Origin of the sequence: Streptomyces griseofuscus (assembly GCF_014673495.1) — a bacterium.
Lineage (GTDB): Bacteria > Actinomycetota > Actinomycetes > Streptomycetales > Streptomycetaceae > Streptomyces > Streptomyces murinus.
In genome coordinates this window covers 5,566,125-5,585,238 of sequence record NZ_CP051006.1, presented here as the reverse complement: position 1 = coordinate 5,585,238, position 19,114 = coordinate 5,566,125, and the positions used below count along the sequence as shown (strand labels likewise).

At 72.8% G+C, this 19,114-nt stretch carries 21 protein-coding genes and 1 tRNA gene; 6 read left to right on the top strand and 16 right to left on the bottom strand.

What is annotated here, in order from left to right; all coding sequences use genetic code 11:
- Positions 1-10 precede the first annotated feature (10 nt).
- A complete protein-coding gene (locus HEP81_RS25350; RefSeq protein ID WP_037651722.1) occupies positions 11-982 on the bottom strand; it encodes a methyltransferase domain-containing protein in 972 nt (323 codons plus the stop codon).
- Positions 983-1,062: 80 nt separating this feature from the next.
- On the opposite strand from HEP81_RS25350, the gene HEP81_RS25345 reads away from it, so the two are divergent.
- The gene (locus HEP81_RS25345) at positions 1,063-1,467 is read left to right on the top strand and encodes a globin (RefSeq protein ID WP_037651720.1); all 405 of its coding nucleotides are present in this window, start codon (positions 1,063-1,065) and stop codon (positions 1,465-1,467) included.
- A gap of 24 nt (positions 1,468-1,491) precedes the next feature.
- On the opposite strand, the gene HEP81_RS25340 is transcribed toward HEP81_RS25345, so the two are convergent.
- The 4 genes from HEP81_RS25340 to HEP81_RS25325 form a co-directional block, all read right to left on the bottom strand.
- Positions 1,492-2,184, bottom strand: coding sequence for a DUF8185 domain-containing protein (locus HEP81_RS25340; RefSeq protein WP_037651716.1), 693 nt, complete (start codon positions 2,182-2,184; stop codon positions 1,492-1,494).
- Entirely contained in the window at positions 2,181-2,603 is a 423-nt protein-coding gene (locus HEP81_RS25335; RefSeq protein ID WP_037651715.1) for an acyl-CoA thioesterase, read from the bottom strand. The genes HEP81_RS25340 and HEP81_RS25335 overlap by 4 nt, the downstream gene beginning before the upstream one ends.
- A gap of 6 nt (positions 2,604-2,609) precedes the next feature.
- A complete protein-coding gene (ettA, locus tag HEP81_RS25330) occupies positions 2,610-4,274 on the bottom strand; it encodes an energy-dependent translational throttle protein EttA (protein ID WP_037651712.1) in 1,665 nt (554 codons plus the stop codon).
- Positions 4,275-4,394: 120 nt separating this feature from the next.
- Positions 4,395-4,592 (bottom strand): hypothetical protein, encoded by a 198-nt coding sequence (locus HEP81_RS25325; protein ID WP_157854320.1) that lies wholly within the window; start codon positions 4,590-4,592, stop codon positions 4,395-4,397.
- Between the two features lie 120 nt (positions 4,593-4,712).
- Between HEP81_RS25325 and HEP81_RS25320 the strand changes: the two genes are divergently transcribed.
- Positions 4,713-5,093 (top strand): hypothetical protein, encoded by a 381-nt coding sequence (locus HEP81_RS25320; protein ID WP_037651708.1) that lies wholly within the window; start codon positions 4,713-4,715, stop codon positions 5,091-5,093.
- A gap of 21 nt (positions 5,094-5,114) precedes the next feature.
- Here the strand turns inward: HEP81_RS25320 and HEP81_RS25315 are convergent, their stop codons facing one another.
- From HEP81_RS25315 to HEP81_RS25300, 4 genes are all read right to left on the bottom strand, one after another.
- Positions 5,115-6,515, bottom strand: coding sequence for a TQXA domain-containing protein (locus tag HEP81_RS25315; RefSeq protein ID WP_421673938.1), 1,401 nt, complete (start codon positions 6,513-6,515; stop codon positions 5,115-5,117).
- 215 nt (positions 6,516-6,730) lie between these two features.
- Positions 6,731-7,207: a single-stranded DNA-binding protein gene (locus tag HEP81_RS25310; RefSeq protein WP_037651706.1), complete on the bottom strand. Its 477-nt coding sequence runs from the start codon at positions 7,205-7,207 to the stop codon at positions 6,731-6,733.
- A 219-nt stretch (positions 7,208-7,426) separates the two neighbouring features.
- Positions 7,427-9,367, bottom strand: a complete 1,941-nt coding sequence (locus HEP81_RS25305; RefSeq protein ID WP_421673959.1) for a GTPase — start codon at positions 9,365-9,367, stop codon at positions 7,427-7,429.
- A 315-nt stretch (positions 9,368-9,682) separates the two neighbouring features.
- Positions 9,683-11,305, bottom strand: a complete 1,623-nt coding sequence (locus tag HEP81_RS25300) for a dynamin family protein (protein WP_037651701.1) — start codon at positions 11,303-11,305, stop codon at positions 9,683-9,685.
- Positions 11,306-11,579: 274 nt separating this feature from the next.
- Between HEP81_RS25300 and HEP81_RS25295 the strand changes: the two genes are divergently transcribed.
- The 4 genes from HEP81_RS25295 (at position 11,580) to HEP81_RS25280 (ending at position 14,198) form a co-directional block, all read left to right on the top strand.
- Positions 11,580-11,652 (top strand) — tRNA-Arg (locus tag HEP81_RS25295).
- Positions 11,653-11,797: 145 nt separating this feature from the next.
- Positions 11,798-12,355, top strand: a complete 558-nt coding sequence (locus tag HEP81_RS25290) for a GNAT family N-acetyltransferase (protein WP_063755191.1) — start codon at positions 11,798-11,800, stop codon at positions 12,353-12,355.
- A gap of 447 nt (positions 12,356-12,802) precedes the next feature.
- Positions 12,803-13,762 carry a D-2-hydroxyacid dehydrogenase family protein gene (locus HEP81_RS25285; RefSeq protein WP_037651700.1) on the top strand — a complete coding sequence of 320 codons (960 nt, stop codon included), beginning with the start codon at positions 12,803-12,805 and terminating at the stop codon, positions 13,760-13,762.
- A 139-nt stretch (positions 13,763-13,901) separates the two neighbouring features.
- Positions 13,902-14,198, top strand: a complete 297-nt coding sequence (locus HEP81_RS25280) for a chaplin (protein ID WP_037651698.1) — start codon at positions 13,902-13,904, stop codon at positions 14,196-14,198.
- 132 nt (positions 14,199-14,330) lie between these two features.
- Here HEP81_RS25280 and HEP81_RS25275 read toward each other — a convergent pair whose 3' ends face one another.
- From HEP81_RS25275 to HEP81_RS25245, 7 genes are all read right to left on the bottom strand, one after another.
- Positions 14,331-15,197, bottom strand: a complete 867-nt coding sequence (locus tag HEP81_RS25275; RefSeq protein WP_037651696.1) for a tyrosinase family protein — start codon at positions 15,195-15,197, stop codon at positions 14,331-14,333.
- Positions 15,181-15,777, bottom strand: coding sequence for a tyrosinase cofactor (locus HEP81_RS42705; RefSeq protein ID WP_078967145.1), 597 nt, complete (start codon positions 15,775-15,777; stop codon positions 15,181-15,183). The genes HEP81_RS25275 and HEP81_RS42705 overlap by 17 nt, the downstream gene beginning before the upstream one ends.
- A gap of 104 nt (positions 15,778-15,881) precedes the next feature.
- A complete protein-coding gene (locus HEP81_RS25265) occupies positions 15,882-16,385 on the bottom strand; it encodes a hypothetical protein (protein WP_037651694.1) in 504 nt (167 codons plus the stop codon).
- Positions 16,386-16,626: 241 nt separating this feature from the next.
- Positions 16,627-17,118: a DUF5949 family protein gene (locus HEP81_RS25260; protein WP_037651692.1), complete on the bottom strand. Its 492-nt coding sequence runs from the start codon at positions 17,116-17,118 to the stop codon at positions 16,627-16,629.
- A gap of 154 nt (positions 17,119-17,272) precedes the next feature.
- Complete coding sequence (locus HEP81_RS25255) at positions 17,273-17,563, bottom strand: hypothetical protein (RefSeq protein ID WP_037651691.1); 291 nt, start codon at positions 17,561-17,563, stop codon at positions 17,273-17,275.
- Between the two features lie 146 nt (positions 17,564-17,709).
- The gene (locus HEP81_RS25250) at positions 17,710-18,558 is read right to left on the bottom strand and encodes a hypothetical protein (protein ID WP_051849873.1); all 849 of its coding nucleotides are present in this window, start codon (positions 18,556-18,558) and stop codon (positions 17,710-17,712) included.
- Between the two features lie 197 nt (positions 18,559-18,755).
- Complete coding sequence (locus tag HEP81_RS25245; protein ID WP_037651690.1) at positions 18,756-18,995, bottom strand: chaplin; 240 nt, start codon at positions 18,993-18,995, stop codon at positions 18,756-18,758.
- Positions 18,996-19,114 lie beyond the last annotated feature (119 nt).

Below are 19,114 nucleotides of genomic sequence, written 5' to 3'. Positions count from 1 at the left end.
GGCAAGGCGGTCACGGGAGGGGCCAGGCGTACGGCCCCTCCGGGTCGTCCAGCCAGGCCCAGCCGTGCGCGCCGGCGAGCGTGACGCCGTACCGTTCGCGCTCCGGTTCCTCCTCGCGCTCCCACAGCGTGTACGCCTCCTGCGGATCGAGCGCGCCCCGGCTCAGCGCCAGCAGGAAGCGGAAGGTGTCCTGCTCACGGGCCCTGTGCGGCAGCCCCGCGCAGCGGACGCCCTCGGGTTCGGCACGGCCCTGTCCGCGCAGCGGCACGAAATAGGCTGCCGTGTCGAGGAAGCGGCCCTCGGCGTGCTCCGCGTCCCGCACGGTGAGCGCGAGCAGTCCGGTCGCCAGCGGCAGCAGGACGCGCGCGCCGGGGCGGCACTGCGCGAGCCAGGCGCGCGGCACCGTGGGCAGCGCGCAGGTCGCGATGATCCGGTCGAAGGGGGCGCGTCCGGGCACCCCGCGCGCCCCGTCCCCGGTGACGACCGTCGGGCGGTACCCGGCCGCGGCCAGATGCGCCCGCGCCGACTCGGTGATCTCCGGCTCCAGCTCCACGCTGGTGACCAGATCGTCGTCGCCGAGCCGCTCGGCCAGCAGGGCCGCGTTGTATCCGGTGCCCGCGCCCACCTCCAGGACCCGGTCGCCGTCCTCGACGCGCAGCGCGGCCAGCATCCGGGCCATCAGGGAGGGCTGGCTGCTGGAGGAGAGCAGCTCGCCGTCGCGCAGCCGGGTGGCCAGCGGCTCGTCCGCGTAGGCGCCGCGCACCCAGCGCTCCCGGGCCCGGGGGTCGGGGCTCTCGCCCCAGCGCCGCTCGTAGCCGCGCGGACCGGCGACGAAGTAGTACGGCACGAACAGATGCCGGGGCACCCGCGCGAACGGCTCCCGCCATCCGGGGTCCGCCGCGAAGGCGCCCTCCGCCGCGATCTCCCGCACCATCCCGGCCCGCGCCGCGGCGGCGAGTTCCCCGGTGTCGTAGGCACCCATACGACCACCCTAGAACCCCCGATCTTCTCACTGGTCCTAGGACCTGAGTCGTGGGCCGTCCCGTCTGAGACCATGGACGGGTGAATGAGATTCGGCGCGGCACGCTTCAGGAGCAGACCTTCTACGAGCAGGTCGGCGGGGAGGACACCTTCCGCCGGCTCGTCCACCGTTTCTACGAGGGGGTCGCCGAGGATCCCGAGCTGCGGGCGATGTACCCGGAGGAGGACCTGGGCCCGGCGGAGGAGCGGCTGAGGCTGTTCCTGATGCAGTACTGGGGCGGCCCCTCCACCTACAGCGAGCGCCGCGGCCATCCCCGGCTGCGGATGCGGCACGCGCCCTTCGCGGTGGACCGGGCGGCGCACGACGCCTGGCTGCGGCACATGCGGGCGGCCGTGGACGACCTGGGCCTGTCCGAGGAGCACGAGCGGACGCTGTGGAACTACCTGACGTACGCCGCCGCCTCGATGGTCAACACCGCGGACTGAGCCCCCTGTTGGACCGGCGGCGGTTCAGCGGCCGACGCTGACGCCCAGCGCCCCAAGGGAGCCGAGCGCCCCGGCCCGCCGTACCGCGATCGAGCCGTACGGCGTGCGCAGCCGCAGCCACGCGCCCGAGGACAGCAGGCCGGTGTCGGCCGCCTCGGTGCCCGGGCGCAGGAAGCCCAGGGACTGTGCCGCGTGCACGGCGCGCACGGGCAGCCGGGTGTGCCCGATCTCGCGGGACCAGATGTCCCGCCCGATCCGGTCCAGCTCCGCCCGGTTGCGTCGCTCGGGCGCCAACTCCTCGCTGCGCGCCCGGAATTCACCGACCGCCGCGGCGACCGTCGCCCGCAGCGCGTCCGGTGCCGGCAGCCCCGGCTCGGTCCGCCAGCCGCCCCGCGGCGGCAGCACACCGGCCCACGGCGGCCCGGTGACCGCGCCCGGCACGGCCGCGGTGGCCGCCCGCTCGGACACCGACTCCAGCAGTTCGCCCGCGGAGACGGTGCTGTCGAGGGAGACACGGAGACCGTCCTCGTACGGCTTCGCGAGCCGTACCGCGCGTACCGCGAGCACCTCGAAGGACGGCGGCCGGCCGAAGACGGCGAGCGCGGTGCCGGCCGCCTGGAGGCGTACCGCGGCACCGCGGTCGTAGTGGAGCAGCCGGGCGAGGAAGGCGGCGAGGTCCGCCGTCTCCGTCTCGTCCACGAGGTGCAGCACCGTCATGCCGCGACGGCCTCGCCCTCTTCGGCGCCGGCCTTCTCCAGGTACTCCTGGAGGAACTCGCGCTCCTCGGAGGTGATCCGGCGCGGCCGCTGTGCCTCGAAGTCGAACGGTACGACGACGGTCGAGGCCCGCACATAGACCACGTCCGCGTCCTTCACCTCGTAGGCGATGGTGAAGGACGCGGCCCGGATCTCGGTGATCCACAGCTCGATGTCCACCGGGTGGTGCCGGTGGACGAGCTGGCGCTTGTAGTCGATCTCGTGGCGCGCCACCACGGAGCCCTGCTGGAACTCCTTGTCCGGTCGGAACAGGAAGTTGATCCGGGCTTCCTCCAGGTAGCGGACGAAGACCGCGTTGTTGACATGGCCGTAGGCGTCCATGTCGGACCAGCGCAGCGGGCACGCGTAGATGTGGCGCAAGACCGATCAGCCCCGCGTCAGCTTCTTGTAGGTCGCCCGGTGCGGACGCGCGGCGTCCGCGCCGAGGCGCTCGACCTTGTTCTTCTCGTACGACTCGAAGTTGCCCTCGAACCAGAACCACTTGGAGTCGCCCTCGTAGGCGAGGATGTGGGTGGCGACCCGGTCGAGGAACCAGCGGTCGTGGGAGACGACGACGGCGCAGCCGGGGAACTCCAGGAGCGCGTTCTCCAGGCTGGAGAGGGTCTCGACGTCGAGGTCGTTGGTGGGCTCGTCGAGGAGCAGCAGGTTGCCGCCCTGCTTCAGGGTGAGCGCGAGGTTGAGGCGGTTGCGCTCACCGCCGGACAGGATGCCGGCCGGCTTCTGCTGGTCGGGGCCCTTGAAGCCGAAGGCGGAGACGTAGGCGCGGCTGGGCATCTCGACCTGGCCGACGTTGATGTAGTCGAGCCCGTCGGAGACGACCTCCCACAGCGTCTTCTTCGGGTCGATGTTGGCGCGGCCCTGGTCGACGTAGGAGACCTTGACGGTGTCGCCGACCTTGATGGTGCCGGAGTCGGGGGTCTCCAGACCCTGGATCATCTTGAAGAGCGTGGTCTTGCCGGCGCCGTTCGGGCCGATGACGCCGACGATGCCGTTGCGCGGCAGCGTGAAGGACAGGTCGTCGACCAGGATCTTCTCGCCGAAGGCCTTGTTCAGCTGCTCGACCTCGACCACGACGTTGCCCAGGCGCGGGCCCGGCGGGATCTGGATCTCCTCGAAGTCCAGCTTCCGCATCTTGTCGGCCTCGGCGGCCATCTCCTCGTACCGGGCGAGGCGGGCCTTGGACTTGGCCTGACGCCCCTTGGCGTTGGACCGCACCCAGTCCAGCTCCTCCTTGAGGCGCTTCTGCCGCTTGGCGTCCTTCTGGCCCTCGACCTTGAGTCGGGCGGCCTTGGTTTCCAGGTACTTGGAGTAGTTGCCCTCGTAGCCGTGCAGACGGCCGCGGTCGACCTCGCAGATCCAGCCGGCGACGTTGTCCAGGAAGTACCGGTCGTGGGTGACGGCGACGACGGTGCCCGGGTACTTGGCCAGGTGCTGCTCCAGCCAGTTCACCGACTCGGCGTCGAGGTGGTTGGTGGGCTCGTCGAGGAGCAGCAGGTCGGGCTGCTCCAGAAGCAGCTTGCAGAGCGCGACGCGGCGCTTCTCACCACCGGAGAGGTTGACGACCGGCCAGTCGCCCGGGGGGCACCCGAGCGCGTCCATGGCCTGCTCCAGCTGGGCGTCGAGGTCCCAGGCGTTGGCGTGGTCCAGCTCCTCCTGGAGCTTGCCCATCTCCTCCAGCAGCGCGTCCGAGTAGTCGGTCGCCATCTGCTCGGCGATCTCGTTGAACCGGTCGAGCTTGCCCTTGACCTCGCGGACGCCGTCCTGGACGTTCTCCAGGACCGTCTTGTCCTCGTCGAGCGGGGGCTCCTGGAGCAGGATGCCGACGGTGTAGCCGGGCGACAGGTACGCGTCACCGTTGGACGGCTGCTCCAACCCCGCCATGATCTTCAGCACGGTCGACTTACCGGCACCGTTCGGACCGACGACGCCGATCTTGGCACCCGGCAGGAAGTTCAGGGTGACGTCGTCGAGGATCACCTTGTCGCCGTGCGCTTTGCGCGCCTTGCGCATGGTGTAAATGAACTCAGCCAAGAGAAACCGTCCGGCAGCTTGAAATCTGGCAGTGGGCAGATACACCCCATCTTGCCGTACGGCCACCCCTGTGCGGAAACTCGTTACGGTCCGGGGCGCTGACCTGGGGCTTCTCAGCCGTCAGCCCATCAAGCCGTCGGCGAACGGGCATTCCGCTCCCCGGCTTCGGGCCGAGTCGGCCGCCGCCGCCATGGTGATGCTGGGGGTCTCCTTGGCAGTTTTCGGTGTCCAGTTCAGTGCTCGGTTGACCGTGGTGGCCGCGCTCGTGATGGCGTCCGGATGGATTGCCCTCATGGTCGCGCGCGGGAAGTTCGCCACGCGTTCGTAGGGCCGATTGCCCCCGGGACTTCATGGAAGGGGCGGGTGAGTAGGAGTACGGGGGCGCGGTGAGTACGCGCGCGCTGCGCGTGGGCGGGGGCTGGGGGTGACGCTTCGGGTATGCGTCGAGGAGTGTGGTGGAAGAAGTCGGCCGGGCAGTCGGTGTGGATGCTCGGGATGGGGGTCGTCGCGGCGGGGCTGTGGGCCGGTTGGCTGGGGGGTACGGAGAGCGGGCCGTACGAGGTGTGGCAGGTGGCCGGGCTGGTGCTGAGTCTGCTGGTGGTGGTCTGCTGGGCGGCGTTCCGGCGGCATGCCGTGGCAGCGGTGGCCGGGACGACGGCCGGGATGACCGTCGCCGCCTGGTGCGACTGGTCCGACGACTCCACCGGGCTCTTCGTGATCGGGGTGGCCCTGGTCCTGCACGGGAGCCTGTTCGCCACCGCCCTCGTGTCCACGCTCGTCAGGCACGTGGCGCGAGGCGCCCGGTGGGCGGACCGCTGATCCGTCCGCCCATCGGCGAGGTCACTCGCCCGGCTGTTCCCGCTTGCGCAGCAGGACCAGGACCGCGCCGCCGATGACGACCAGGCCTATCGCGGCGCCGGCGATCACAGGGGTGACGGCCGAGCCGCCGGTCGCGGCGAGGTCGGCGTCGTCCGGGGTGGGGGTGGTGAGCGGGGTCGGTTCGCCGACGGTCTGGGCTGCGGCCTTGGAGACGATCGTGCCCTGGATCTTGCAGTCCAGGACGCCGGTGAAGCGGCGGGTGAAGCCGTTCGGGCCGGTGATCGTGAAGTCGTAGCCCTGGTCCTCCTGGAGGGAGACCGGGACGGTGCGCGTGGCGCCGGCCGGGACGGTGTGCTCGGTGCCCATCAGGCTGAAGGTGAAGGGCTGGTCGCCCTTGTCGACGGCCGTGATGTCCACCGTGCCCCTGGCGCAGTCCTTGCGCGCCGACACCGCCGGTATCGCGCCCTGCGCGGCCCAGTCGGCCGTCGCGCTCGCGGAGACCGCGGACTCGCTGGAGCCGGCCAGGATCTGGGTCTGGCCGCGGCTGTCGGAGGCGAGGGCGCGCCCCACCGGGACCGTCGTCGACGCCTGCACGCTCAGCTGGGCGGAGCCGTCCGCCGCGTCCGCGGGGATGTCGAAGTAGATCCGGCTGCCGTTCTTCGCCGTGGTGATGGCCTTGCCGGTCTTGTCGGTGATCCGCACCCCGCTGGTCGCCGCGTCCGCGGGCGGTATCACCGCGACCGCGCCCGCGTTGGTGTGCACGGTCACCGGTCCGACCACGCTCCCGGGGCGGCCGGAGACCGCGGCCGGGTCCAGGGTCAGCGAGGCTCCCGGCTCGCCGCCGGCGCGGGCGCTGCGCTGGAGGTAGTCGGCCAGCTTCTCGGCGCCCGGGGCCACCGCGTCGACCTTGGCGTGGTCCGAGTACCGCCAGATGGCCACCTGGGTGCCGGTCGCCGCGTCCTGCTCGGTGAGGCTTCCCACGCCGGCCCGGTGGGCGAGCGCGGCGAGGTCGTTGACCTGGGGGTAGGAGTGCTGCACGATCCAGTCGATCTTGCCCGCATCCCGGTTGGTGCCCAGCGAGGTACCGCTCCAGGACGTCTCCTGGTAGCGGGCGTCGCGCTGGACCGGGCTGTGCAGATCGACGCCGTACGTCTGTAGGGTGCCGCCGCCGTCCACGGACATCTCGAACAGGCCCGCCGACACCCGCTGGTCGCCGCCGGCCTCATGGACCACGGCCTCGCCGAAGATCTTCAGGCCGTCCAGGGCGGCGCTCGCCCCGCCCTCGGTCTGCGGGGCCACATCGGCCGCGGCCGTACCCGCGCCGGACAGCACGCCGGCCGCCACGAGCCCGGACACCGTGGCGGTGGCGGCCAGGCGGGCCACGGTGGTGGACCGGCGGAAACCAGAGAGCGCAGCAAGCACAGAATTCCCCTTCGAGCAGGACCCGTTGGACGTGGGGGACGGGTCCCACCAGCAGAATCGGCGGCCCCGAGGGGCACGCCCGGCATCCTATGGACTCGGGCTGTGCCTCTCTGGCCGGTCGGATGATCCGATGGCGTTTCCGATCCGGAATCGTTATCGCCGGACCGCCCTTGAACAGTGGATATCGATAAATCCACCCGGGCGAACAGCTGACTTCACGTCACTGTGGCTGGTTCCGAGGCCTGTTGGGCGGCGGTGTCCTCACCTGTGTCCGGCGGGCTCGGAGTCGCCCAGTCGGGCTCGGGCCGGGCGGCCCCGGCAGGGGGTTCCGGTTTGCCCGCGCGACGGAAGACCGCCGTACCCCGCGAGAGGTCATGGCCGATCGCGGTGGCGTCGATGTCCGCCGACGCCCACTGCTGCTGCCCGTCGCGCCCGTCGGTGCGCACCTTCAGCCAGCCCTGCACGACCAGCGGCTGCCCCACCTCCACCGACGCCATCGCGTTGGCGGCGAGCTGGCGGTTGGCCCACACCGTGAAGAAGTTGGTGTGCCCGTCCGTCCAGGTGCTCTTCTCCCGGTCCCAGTAACGCGCGGTCGCCGCGAGCCGGAACCGCAGCGACGGCCCCGCCGCCAGCTCTCGGTACACCGGCGCGGTCGCCACATTGCCCACCACACAGACCACGGTCTCGTGCATCTTCGCGCTCCCCTCCCCCGCCCGGCGCACTCGGCCGGGCGGGCGGACGTACGTACGGGCCCGTCCCGTACGGTGGCGTCTGCCACGACCTCAGACTGCCTCCGCCGGGCCGAGCCCGCTGAGCCCTGTGGACGGCCCCCGCACCTGTGGAAAACTCCGCCACCCGCACGAGTGACCACCACCGGCACACCACCGCCGGCGGACCGTACGGCCCCGAGCTCACCCCACCCCGGCCTCCGCCCGCACCACCCTCCCGTACTGCTCCCGCACCTCTCCGTACCGCAGCAGCTCCGACGCCACCGGATCCAGCACCCGCGCCCGTCCACAGCTCGCGGCCGACTCGCGCAATCGCCGTTCCGCGTCCTGGCCGTACCGCCTCGCGGGCCCTCGCGCGGCCATCCGGCAGCCCCACTCCACCAGCGGCCCGCCGACGATCCCGCACACCATCAACAGCACCGGAACCCCCAGATTGGGCGCCATCACCCCGGCGATCTGCCCGACCAGCCACAGCCCGCCCGCGATCTGGAGCAGCGTCATCGCCGCCTGGACCAGCACCGCCACCGGCCACCAGCCGGGACGCGGCGGCCGCCCGGAGGGGCCCCCGGCCCGCTCCGCCAGCTCGTCCAGCGCCTCCGGCAGCCCCTGCGCACCGCGTACGGCCGCCTCGCGCACCGCCTGCGCCCAGGGCACCGGCAGCCCGGCCGAGGCCCGGTCGGCCACCGTACGGACCGCCTGTTCCACGCGCTGGCGTGCCGTCGCCTCCTCGTCGGCCTGGGCGCCCGTCTGATGGCGGCCGGTCGCCGCCGTACCGCGCTTCTGGTACCAGCGCCACAGCCGTAGCCAGGGCGTGCCGCAGGCCCGGTTGGCGTTGCGCAGCCAGGCGCGTTCGGCGGCCTCGCCCGCCGCGGTGGCGCCCACCGCGTCGGCGAGCCGCGCGGCGAAATCCTCGCGCGCCTCCTCGCTGAGGCCGGCCCAGCGCCCGGCGGCGTAGACGGGCCGCAGCCCGGCCGCGGCGGCGTCCACATCGGCGGCGACCCGGCGGGCCGCCGCGCCCCGCTCGGCCACGAACTCGCCGAGCGACTCGCGCAGTTCACCGACGCCCTCGCCGGTGAGCGCGGACAGCGCGAGCACGATGGCGCCGGGCTCCCCGTGCTCCCCGAGCGCCACACCGTCCTCGTCCAGCAGCCGCCGCAGATCGTCCAGGACCTGGTCGGCGGCCTCGCCGGGCAGCCGGTCGACCTGGTTGAGCACGACGAACATGACCTCGGCGTGCCCGGCCATGGGCCGCAGATAGCGCTCGTGCAGCACGGCGTCGGCGTACTTCTCCGGATCGACCACCCAGATCACCGCGTCCACCAGCTTCAGGATCCGGTCGACCTGCTCCCGGTGCTGCACGGCCGCGGAGTCGTGGTCGGGCAGGTCGATCAGGACCAGCCCGCGCAACTGCTCCTCCGATTCGGGGTTGTTCAGCGGACGGCGGCGCAGCCGGCCCGGGATGCCGAGCCGGTCGATGAGTCCCGCGGCGCCGTCGCTCCAGCTGCACGCGATCGGCGAGGAGGTGGTCGGGCGTCGTACCCCGGTCTCCGAGATGGCCACCCCTGCGAGGGAGTTGAACAGCTGCGACTTGCCGCTGCCGGTGGCACCCGCGATCGCGACGACCGTGTGCCGCCCGGACAGCTTGCGCCGGTCCGCCGCCTCGTCCAGCACCCGGCCCGCCTCGGCGAGGGTCTGGCTGTCCAGCCGCGCCCGGGAGAGCCCGACGAGCTCCCGCAGGGCGTCGAGGCGGGAGCGGAGCGGGCCTTCGTAGGCGAGCGGTACGACGGTACGGGCGGCCGCGCGACGGGCCGGGACCGGCTCCAGGGGGGCGGCGAGCGCGGCGGCGGCCGAGGCGTCGGTGATACGGCGGGCGATGAGCCCGTCGTCCCAGGAACCGGAGGGGGCCGGGCTGCCGGAAGGCTCCGGCGATCTGGCGGGGGCGGCCGGGGCGCTGTCGGTGCCTGGGGTACGAGGGGCGCGCGCGGCGGCGCGATGGGAGCCGCCGGGCGCACTTTCCGGCGCACCGGGGCCGCTTGCCTCTCCCCGCACGCCCGGGGCCGCTTTCTCCCCGTCCCCGCCGCCCTTCCGTGCCTCGTCCTCCACGACCCCGTCCGCGTCCGGCATCGGCGTACCTCCCTCGCCCCGGTCCTCCGCGGCGGGCGCGGCGGTGGCCGTCGTACCGTCTCCGTCCGCGCCGCCGTCCCCCGCTCCCGCCTGGTCCCCTCGGGCGCCCTCCCCCTGCTTCCCGATGTCGACGACCCTCGGCCCCGCGATGCGATCGATGGGGTTGCCGGGGCCCATGGACCCCACGGGAATGACGGGTCGGATGGGATTGGTGGGGTGGATGGGATTGGTGGGATCGGTGGGGCTCATATGGTCCCTGGGCTCGACGCGGTCTGCGTGGTCCATGTGCTCCTGGTCAGTGACGGCGGCCACCGGTCACCTCTCCTTCTGCAGTACGGACAGGGCGGCGATGAGTTCGGCCTGGGGCTCGGGATGGATTTCGAGGGCGTCGAGCGGGGCGAGCCGGCGTTCGCGTTCGCGGTGGACGACGCGGTCCACATGCTCGGTGAGCAGCCGTTCGGCACGGTCGCGCAGGCGCAGCGCGCCATGGGCGCCGACCCGGTCGGCGAGCCGTTCGCCCGCGTGGCGCCCCCGTCGGCCGCCCAGCAGGGCCGTGGCGACGAGGGCGGCGACGGCCTCGGGGTCGGGCGCGACGCTGCGGTCCAGCTCGCGCGCCTCGTCCTCGGCGTACTCCTCCAGCTCGCGCCGCCAGCGCCGTACGGCGAGGCCGATACGGTGTTCCGCGCTCTCCGGCGAGGGATCGCACCCGGCGAGTCCCGGGGCGGAGGCGGCGGGTTCGCGGCGCCAGGCGTCGGCCACCTGCTCGTCGGCGGCGGTGACGGCGCACAGCAGCAGCGCGCCGAGGCTCTCCACGAGGGCGTCGAGGAGTTCGCCCGCGGTGCAGTCCAGGGGGAAGGCGCGCCAGCGTTTGAGGGCGCCCCCGGCAAGGACGGCGCCGGACTGGAGGCGGTGGCGCAGACGCGCGTACTCCCGGTCGTACGCCCCCTCGACCGCGGTGGTGAGCCGGAGCGCGGCCGCGTACTGGGCGGCGGCGGCGCCGGCCAGCTCGGGCATGCGGGTTCTCAGCGAGTCGAGGAGGCCGTGGACGGTACGGGCCATGACGTACTGCCGGGCGCCGGGGTCCTGGGCGTGCTGGACGAGCCAGGTGCGCAGGGCCGCGACGGCGGTGGCGGGCAGCAGACCCGCGCTCCAGACGGACTCGGGCAGCTCCGGCACGGTGAAGCGGGGTACGTCGCCGAGGCCGGCCTTGGTGAGCAGGGCGGCGTACTGCCGGGAGACCTCGGAGACGACCTGGTGGGGCACGCGGTCGAGGACGGTGACGAGTGTGGCGTCGTACTCCTTGGCGGTGCGCAGCAGGTGCCAGGGGACGGCGTCGGCGTAGCGGGCCGCGCTGGTGACCATGACCCAGATGTCGGCGGCGCAGAGCAGTTCGGCGGCGAGGACGCGGTTCTCGGCGACCAGGGAGTCGACGTCGGGGGCGTCGAGGAGGGCGAGGCCGCGCGGGAGGGTGTCGGCGGTCTCGACGCGCAGGGCTCGGACCGGCTGGTCGCCGGGAAGGTCGCCCGGGAGCAGGAGGTCGTCGTCGCGGGAGTCGTGGTGGGGCACCCAGACGCGCGCGAGGTCGGGCAGGACGCGCATGCCGCTGAACCAGTGATGATCTGCCGGATGGCAGACCAGGACCGGGGTGCGGGTCGTCGGCCTGAGCACGCCGGCCTCGCTCACACGGCGCCCTACGAGGGAGTTGACGAGGGTCGACTTCCCCGCGCCGGTGGACCCGCCGACCACGGCCAGCAGCGGCGCCTCGGGTGCCCGTAGTCTGGGTACGAGGTAGTCGTCCAGCTGGGCGAGGAGTTCGTCGCGGTTGGCACGCGCGCGTGGGGCACCGGCCAGGGGCAGCGGAAAGCGTGCGGCGGCGACACGGTCGCGCAGAGCGGAGAGTGTGTCGAGCAGCTGAGGCCGTACGTCCAAGGTCACCACATGTGAAGAATGCCCAATTTTAGGGGAATTCTGAAGCATATGGACATGTCTGCGCGCCGACGGAACAGAAAGGGCGGATAGGGCGACTGGGACATGGGCGCGGGCCAGGCATAACGAGTGCACAACACCCGGTGGCGTCGGACGCCAAAAGCACTGCACGATTCGTACCTGCCTGCGATTATCAGGACCGCTTCACCGAACCTCCACATCGAGCCACGGAGGCGAAGCGACAGGGTCGGCGAGCAGGGACCTTTATCCTTGAACGCGCCACCAGGCCCCCGTAGCTCAGCGGATAGAGCAGGCGCCTTCTAAGCGCTTGGCCGCAGGTTCGAGTCCTGCCGGGGGCGCCGTCCGTCGCCCTCCCTTCGGGGAGGGCTTTTTGCCGGCCGGGGCGTGTCCTGTCGATGTGCTGGTCGTACTCGTGGGTGGCCCCCTTCGCGAATCGGCCGTCTGAGGTCCGGAGGACAAGGGGCCCGTTGTTAGGCTGCCCGCATGTCCGTCGAGGTCGAGCACGTCGAGCTGCGGGCAGCGTGCCGTGCGGACGCGGTGGCTGTGGCGGAGATCTGGTACCGCGGTTGGTGCGACGGGCACCTGGGGAACGTTCCTGACGCGCTGGTCGCGGTGCGGACGCGGGAGTCCTTCGCGGAACGGGCCCCGCGCCGGCTGGCCGACACGACGGTCGCGGTCGTCGGTGGTGAGGTCGCGGGGTTCGTCATGGTGGTCGACGACGAGGTCGAGCAGGTTTACGTCGCCGAGCGGCACAGAGGCGTCGGGGTGGCCGCGGTGCTGCTGGAGGAGGCGGAGCGCCTTGTCGCGGCCGGTGGGCACCGTCAGGCGTGGCTGGCCGTCGTACCGGGCAACGCTCGGGCGCGACGGTTCTACGAGCGCAACGGGTGGACGGACCAAGGGCCGTTCGAGCAATTCGCACCGCGCGACCAAGGACAGGTCACGGTACCCGCGCATCGGTATGTGAAGCGGCTCGCCGACGAGGCCCTGCGGCACAACGCGGGCCGACCCGTCGAAAAGGCCCGCCCGCGTCGCCCGGAGTGAAGCCGTCGCCAGCCGTCACAAAGGGCGGTCGCCTGGTCGCCAGGGCTCTGTCCTGGGCCCCGTGCCGTCGGCGTCGAACAGCCTCAGCCCCGCAAATACGCCGTCGTCGGCGTCGAGACGCGCATCCGGCCCGGGTCGCCACGCGGCTGCCGTGGCGGTACGAAGGGGTGCTCCACGAGCACATCACGTGCGACGCGCCCCACAGCACCGGGACGTTGGAGGGGGCCCACATCCTCACCGTCGGGGGCGGGACGAGAGGAGGCGGAAGGAGTATCTGCGGGACGCCGAGGAGCCGGAGCGGGCGCGCATCGCGGCCGATCTGGAGTTCGCCGAGGGGAAGTCGGCGACGGCCGCACCCACCCCCGCGTGAGCGCACCCCGCCGTTCGACATACTTCGACGCGCTCGGAAAACACTTCGGAGTGCTCGGATCGTGAGGGGAGAACGGCGTGCGACTTCGCTGTGCGGTGCTGGACGACTTCCAGGGCGTGGCCGTCGAGTCGGCCGACTGGTCGGTGCTCGGGGACACGGTGGAGGTCGTATCGCTGCGTACCCACCTGGCCGACGAGGACGCGCTCGCCGCGGCGCTCGCCGAGTACGACATCGTCGTCACCCTGCGCGAACGCGTCGGCTTCCCGGGCTCGTTGCTCGCCCGGCTGCCCCGGCTGCGGCTGATCGTGGCGACCGGGATGCGCAACACCGTGATCGACTACGCCGCGGCCGAGAAGTACGGCGTCACCGTGTGCGGGACGCAGAGCTCCGGGACTCCCCCGGTCGAGCTGACCTGGGCGCTGCTGCTCGGGCTCGCCCGGGGGATCGTCCAGGAGAACACCGCGCTGCGCACCGGCGGGCCCTGGCAGTCCACCGTCGGCGCCGATCTGCACGGCGCCCGCCTCGGAGTGCTCGGGCTCGGCCGGATCGGCGGCAAGGTCGCGCGGGTCGGACTCGCCTTCGGGATGCGTGTCGCCGCATGGAGCCCGCGGCTGACCGAGGAGCGTGCCGCGGCCGCCGGGGTCGAACTGGCCGCCTCCAAGGAGGAGTTGCTGGCCGAGAGCGACTTCGTCTGCGTGCATGTGCCCGGCGGCGAGCACACCCGGGGTCTGGTCGGCGCCGCCGAACTCGCCCTCCTGAAGCCGACCGCCTACCTGATCAACACCTCCCGTGCCTCGGTGGTGGACCAGGACGCCCTGCTCGCCGCGCTGCACGAGGGCCGGATCGCGGGTGCCGGCATCGACGTCTTCGACATCGAGCCCCTGCCCGCCGACCACCCGATGCGCACCGCCCCCCGCCTGCTCGCCACCCCGCACCTCGGCTATGTCTCCGCGGCCAACTACCGCACGTACTTCACTCAGGCGGTGGAGGACATCCAGGCCTATCTGGCGAAATCTCCGGTACGACAATTGCCGTGAAATATCCGAGAACGGATACCGGCCTGTTGAAAGGGTGATCCCCCGCTGATCACCGTGACCCCTGTCGGACGGCCGCGTTGAACGGGGAGTGCGACGGCAGGACCAGCCGTCGCGTATCCCGATCGACAGGAGGAACGTGATGTCTCGCATCGCGAAGGCAGCCGCCGTGGCCCTCGGCACCGGTGCCGTGGTGATCGGTGGGGCCGGGCTGGCTCTGGCCGACGCGGGCGCCCAGGGCGCGGCCGTCGGTTCGCCCGGCGTGCTGTCCGGCAACGTGATCCAGGTTCCGGTCAACATCCCGGTGAACGTGTGCGGCGACTCGGTCGACGTCATCGGTCTGCTGAACCCGGCCTTCGGCAACACCTGCGTCAACCAGGGCGGCACTCTCGCGCAGCCCGGCAACGGCTACGGCAGCAACAGCAGCTACGGCGGCTGAGACCCCGTTCGCGCACCGCGAAGAGCCCCGGCACCTCCGAGCGCCGGGGCTCTTCGCGTTCCTCACCGGTCCAAACCCACCGGCACAGGCTCACCATCACGAACTCGCCGGTCCGAACTCACCGGTACGAACTCACTCGTACCGGTAGACCCCGCTCATGTTCTCCAGCTGATCCGGGGTGTCGCTCCACGGCGGCAGCTTGTCGTGCCGGGCGACGACCCGGCCGTGCTGCGCGTCACCGGTGCCGGGCGGAGCGGCCGGCAGATAGCGGTGGCTGCTGTGCGCCTGCTGCCAGCGCTCCCACTGCATGTCCAGATAGGCGTGGTGGAGCCAGAACACCGGGTCGTTGACCGACGCGGCGCCGAGCATCGCCCCGCCGACCCAGCGGTGCACCCGGTTGTGGTTGTGCCAGGAGGCGCTGCCGCTGCCGGTGCCCCAGCCCTCCAGCTTGTTCCGGAAGCCCTGGGTGACGGTGGAGTCCCAGGGCTTTACGTCGTAGACCGGGTCGTTCAGCGCCCAGCTCACGTCGTCCTTCGTGGGCAGTTGGATGGGCGAGGCGGCGCGGCCGAGGTCACGGGTGAGGTAGCGGCCGTCGGTGACACCCACCTTGATGGTCCAGTTGCCCGTCGCATAGGCGAACGGACCGGTCGTCACCTGCTGGTCGGAGCGCCGGCCGTTGCCGCCGAGCAGATCCTTGGTCCAGGGCACCGAGGTCGCCGTGCGGTCCCGGGTCCAGTCCCAGTACGGCAGGGTCACCGACCCGTCGACGCGGCGCAGCGCGTTCTCCATGTCCAGCAGGAACCGGCGGTGCCAGGGCAGGAAGGACGGCGCCATGTGGGCGGTGCGCAGTTGGGTCTCGCCGTCGGCGGCGAAGTAGGCGACGTGGGTGCGCACGAACTCGTCGTACTCCCCGCGCCTCTTGACCTCCAGTACGGCGTCCACGAATCGTTTCCGCTCGGTCGCGGTGAGGGCTCCGGCGTTCTTACGCACGTACGCCATGCCGGCCCCCCGCCCCCATGCCCATGTCCGGGACGGGCGCGCCCGTCCCGCCGCCACCGCTCATGTCCATGCCGCCCATGCCGCCCGTGTCCACGGTCAGGCCCATGCGGCCCATCATGTCCTTGACGCCGTCGGGCAGCATGCCGTCCAGCGGGTCCGGGGAGAGGTCGCTGAGCCGCTGGCCGGGGCCGAGTTCGTCCACCGCGGCCCGCGCCGCCTCCAGGGGTGTGCGGTACGACGTGTAGTGGTCCACCATGCTCAGCCAGGTGCCGTCGGCCCGCCGCATCAGATGCAGCGGGCGGCCGTCGATGGTGATCCGCCAGGCGTCGTCGGACGTGCTGCGGCCGGCCTCCGGCAGCCGGACGCCCTGGATGCGCCGGCCCCGGTACGTCTCGTCGAAGGAGTCACCGCCGGCTGCCGGGGGCGCCGGCCGGGAGGCGGCGACGACCGGCGCGAGGGCGAGGGCGGCGGCGCAGGACAACAGCCCCCGCATCATCCGCCGTCGCCCAGGACCGGCCGTCGTATCCGCTCTGATCTGCTCTGTCGCGCCCGCCGCAGCTGCGTCGTCGCCGTCGACCATCGCACTCTCCTCGTCCGGGAACAGATGTCGTACCCGCTAACGGACATGGAGGGGCCGGGTAACCGGCGTACGGCCGAACGGCGCTGGTGAGGGAGCCCTGGGGGTTACCGGGCCGGGCCCACGCCCAGGTCGCCGCCGGCGACGGTGCGCAGCGCCGGGGCGAGCAGGCCGGCCTCGGGGAGCCGGGGAGCGGGCAGGCCGAACAGGTCGGGATCGGGCGCGGTCAGGGGGGCGACCAGGTTCAGACCGGGTCCGGCGGTGTGCAGGTCGGCGGCGGGGGCGTCGAGGCCGAGCCGGTCGCCGAGCGGATGCGGCAGCGGCGCCCGCAGATCGGCGCCGGGCAGCGTCCCCGCGATCGGCAGCCTCGGCAGGATCGGCTCGGGCAGCAGCCGGCCGGTGACATAGCGCGGCCCGTCGGGCGCGCCCGGGGTCAGCAGCGGCACGTCCAGCGTGGCCTCGGGCATCCGCGTGCCGAGGGAGTGGGAGACGCCCTGGAGCGGTACAGGCACGGGGACCGCGCCGGCCGCGGCGGCGGGGGCGGTCGCGCTCGCGGCGGCCGCGACGCCGGTCAGCACGGCGGCGAGGGTTCCTCGGGTGGTCGGCTTCATCTCGGATACGGCCCTTTCCGGGTGCGGGTGTTCGGCGTCCGTACCGCGTAACTGGCGTGGCCGGGACGGAGAACGGGGGCGGCGCGACAATTCCCCCGGCTGCCGTAATAGTCGGCTGGTCATCTTCATGAGCGGTCGGCCGGTCGCACCCGCCACCGGCCGGTCGCACCCGCCACCGACCGGCCGTTCACGCTCACCGGCAGGTCACGCCATGCCGACGCCCCGGCCTTCGTCCCTGCCGTCAGCCGCGCAGGCTGGTGGCCGGCAGTACGACATGCGCGGCGGCGTGCAGGGTCTCCGGGGCGCCGGCGAACGCGGCCAGCGCGGCCGGCTGCACGACCCTGCCGGGCGCGCCCTCGGGCCAGGCGCGGGTGGTGAACACCAGGTAGGCGAAGCCGCGGGCCCGGACGGCGGCGAGCCACTCCGGCGGCGCGGGGGCCTGCGCGATCAGCCGCGGCATCCGTACGACGGCCTGGCCGGCCTCCACCAGCAGAGTGATGGGGAGGCTGGGCCGGTGGGTGCCGTCGACCAGGTCGCCGCCGACCGGCAGTCCGTTGCTCACCAGCAGCTGCTCGACCGCGGCCGTGGTGACCTGGGGGCCGCCCGCGGCGTCCCCCAGGGAGTAGGCCAGCAGGTAGGGCATGTCGGTGCCGTCGGGGGCCGCGCCGCTCCAGGGCAGCACGACCAGCGTGCCGAGGTCGGCGGGGCGCAGTTCCGTGGGGGTTGAGGTCACCGCGCGACCATATCGACGCGCCCGGGGCGGCCCGGCGGCTTCTCACCCGTCCGGACCAGTGGACCGAAGGGCTCCACACGAACGAGGGAAGCGGCCTCGAAAGGGGCGGGGCCGGCACCGCGGATGCGGTACCGGCCCCGGTCGCGCAGGGGTGTCAGCTCTGCAAAGGCAGGCCACCGAGCAGCGGGTTGTGCTGGTTCAGCGCGGTGGTGGCGCCCTTGACCGAGTGCAGCACGGAGTCCTTGTCCTCGGTGTCGAGGGCGTTGGACTGGTGCTGGAGCGGCATCACGTCCCGCAGGGTGAAGTCACCCTTGGCGAGCTGGTTGACGGCGCCGTTGAGGCTGGAGGGCGTCAGATCGGTGGCGTTGTAGGCGAACGCGGGCGCGGCGACGCCGGCGAGGGCAACGGAACCGGCCAGGACGGCGGCAGCCTTCAGGGACTTCATCGTGTTCCTTTCTTCGGCAACGACGTGTCCAACGAGCACCGTGGCGGGGCGGAAACCCCGTGGCCGAGAAGACATATGAACATGCCTCGGGAAGACATATGCATATGCCTCGGCCGGAAAGGGAGGGTCTCGTGGACCGGTCGGGGTCAGCCGGTCGCGGGCGTGGCCGGGAGCGCCGGTGTGCTCGGCAGGGCGGCCACGCTCGGGAGCGTCGTCGGGGTGGCGGTGGGGGTCGGCAGGCCGGTGCCGGGGAGGGCGGCGAGCACCTGGGCGACCAGGGCGTTGGCGGCGGCGACCACCTGGTCGACATCGGAGACGACCGCCTTCACCAGGGCGTCCACCGCGGCCAGCACATCGCCGACGAGGTCACGGGCGCCGGGCACGCTGCGGGCGACGCTCTGCGGGGCCGGGTTGAGCGGCACGGCGGGTGACGCGGACGGCTTGGGCAGCGCCGACTGGGACTCGGACCCCGAGGGGACCGGGGCGGGCGCAGAAGGAGCGGCGGGCGTGGCCGCGCCGGCCGGGGTGGTGGCCGGGCTCGCGGCGGCTGCGGGAGTCGCGGTCTGGGATACGGCAGGCGCCGCGGGCACCACCGGCGCCGCAGGTGTCGTCGGCTCACCGGCAACACCCGGAGCCGCGGGCGTCGTCGGCTCACCGGGGGCCTTCGCCCCGCCGAGCGTGCCCTGCGCCGCCGCCCGTACGACGGCCTGCTTGGCCGCGGCGCCGAGTCGCTCGGCCTCCGCCGCGGGCAGTCGGCCCTCCGTCAGTGAGCGGTCGAGCAGTTCGGCGACCGGCTTGGGCAGGGCGCCCGCGTGATCCAGGGCTCTGACCTGGGCGAGGAGTTTCGCGGCACCGGGCAGGGCGGCCTGGGTGGCGGGGGCGTCGCCGTGGCCTCGCGCGGTGTCGACGGCGACGGCGACCGGGCCGGTGAGCGCGGCGATGACGGCGGCGCTGAGGGCGGTGGACGCGAGGCGCCGTGCGGGCAGAGCACGCATGGGGGTTCCTTTCGGCAAGACTTCGGGGTCTGAAAACCCACCGTCAGTTCGCCCCATCCGCCCCGCAACCGCTCGCTGGGCCACATGCCCCGTCCGGGCTCGCCCCTGCCCCGACCGGGGGAACGAGAACCGGCCGCCCACCGCCGCGACGGATGCGCGGAGTGGACGGCCGGTCGAGGGGGTGTGCGCCCCGGACGTCAGCCGTTGACGCAGGTGTTGCCGAACGCCGGGTTCAGCAGACCGATGACGTCGATGCTGTCACCGCAGACGTTGACCGGGACGTGGACCGGGACCTGAATGACATTGCCCGAGATGACACCGGGCGAGTTGGCGGCAACGCCGTCCGCGCCGGAGGAGGCGGCGGCGGCACCGGCGGCGCCGGCGACGGCCGCGACGGCGGCAGAGGTCAGGACCAGACCCTTCGCGATACGCGACATGGAGAGGTGCTCCTTGAAATAGACACAAACATCCGGGCGACTGCCCGGCGTTGTGTCAACGCGTCCCGCTCCCCCGGGTTGTGCCGCCAAAGGGGTGATGTGCGCCGGAGGCCGCCCGG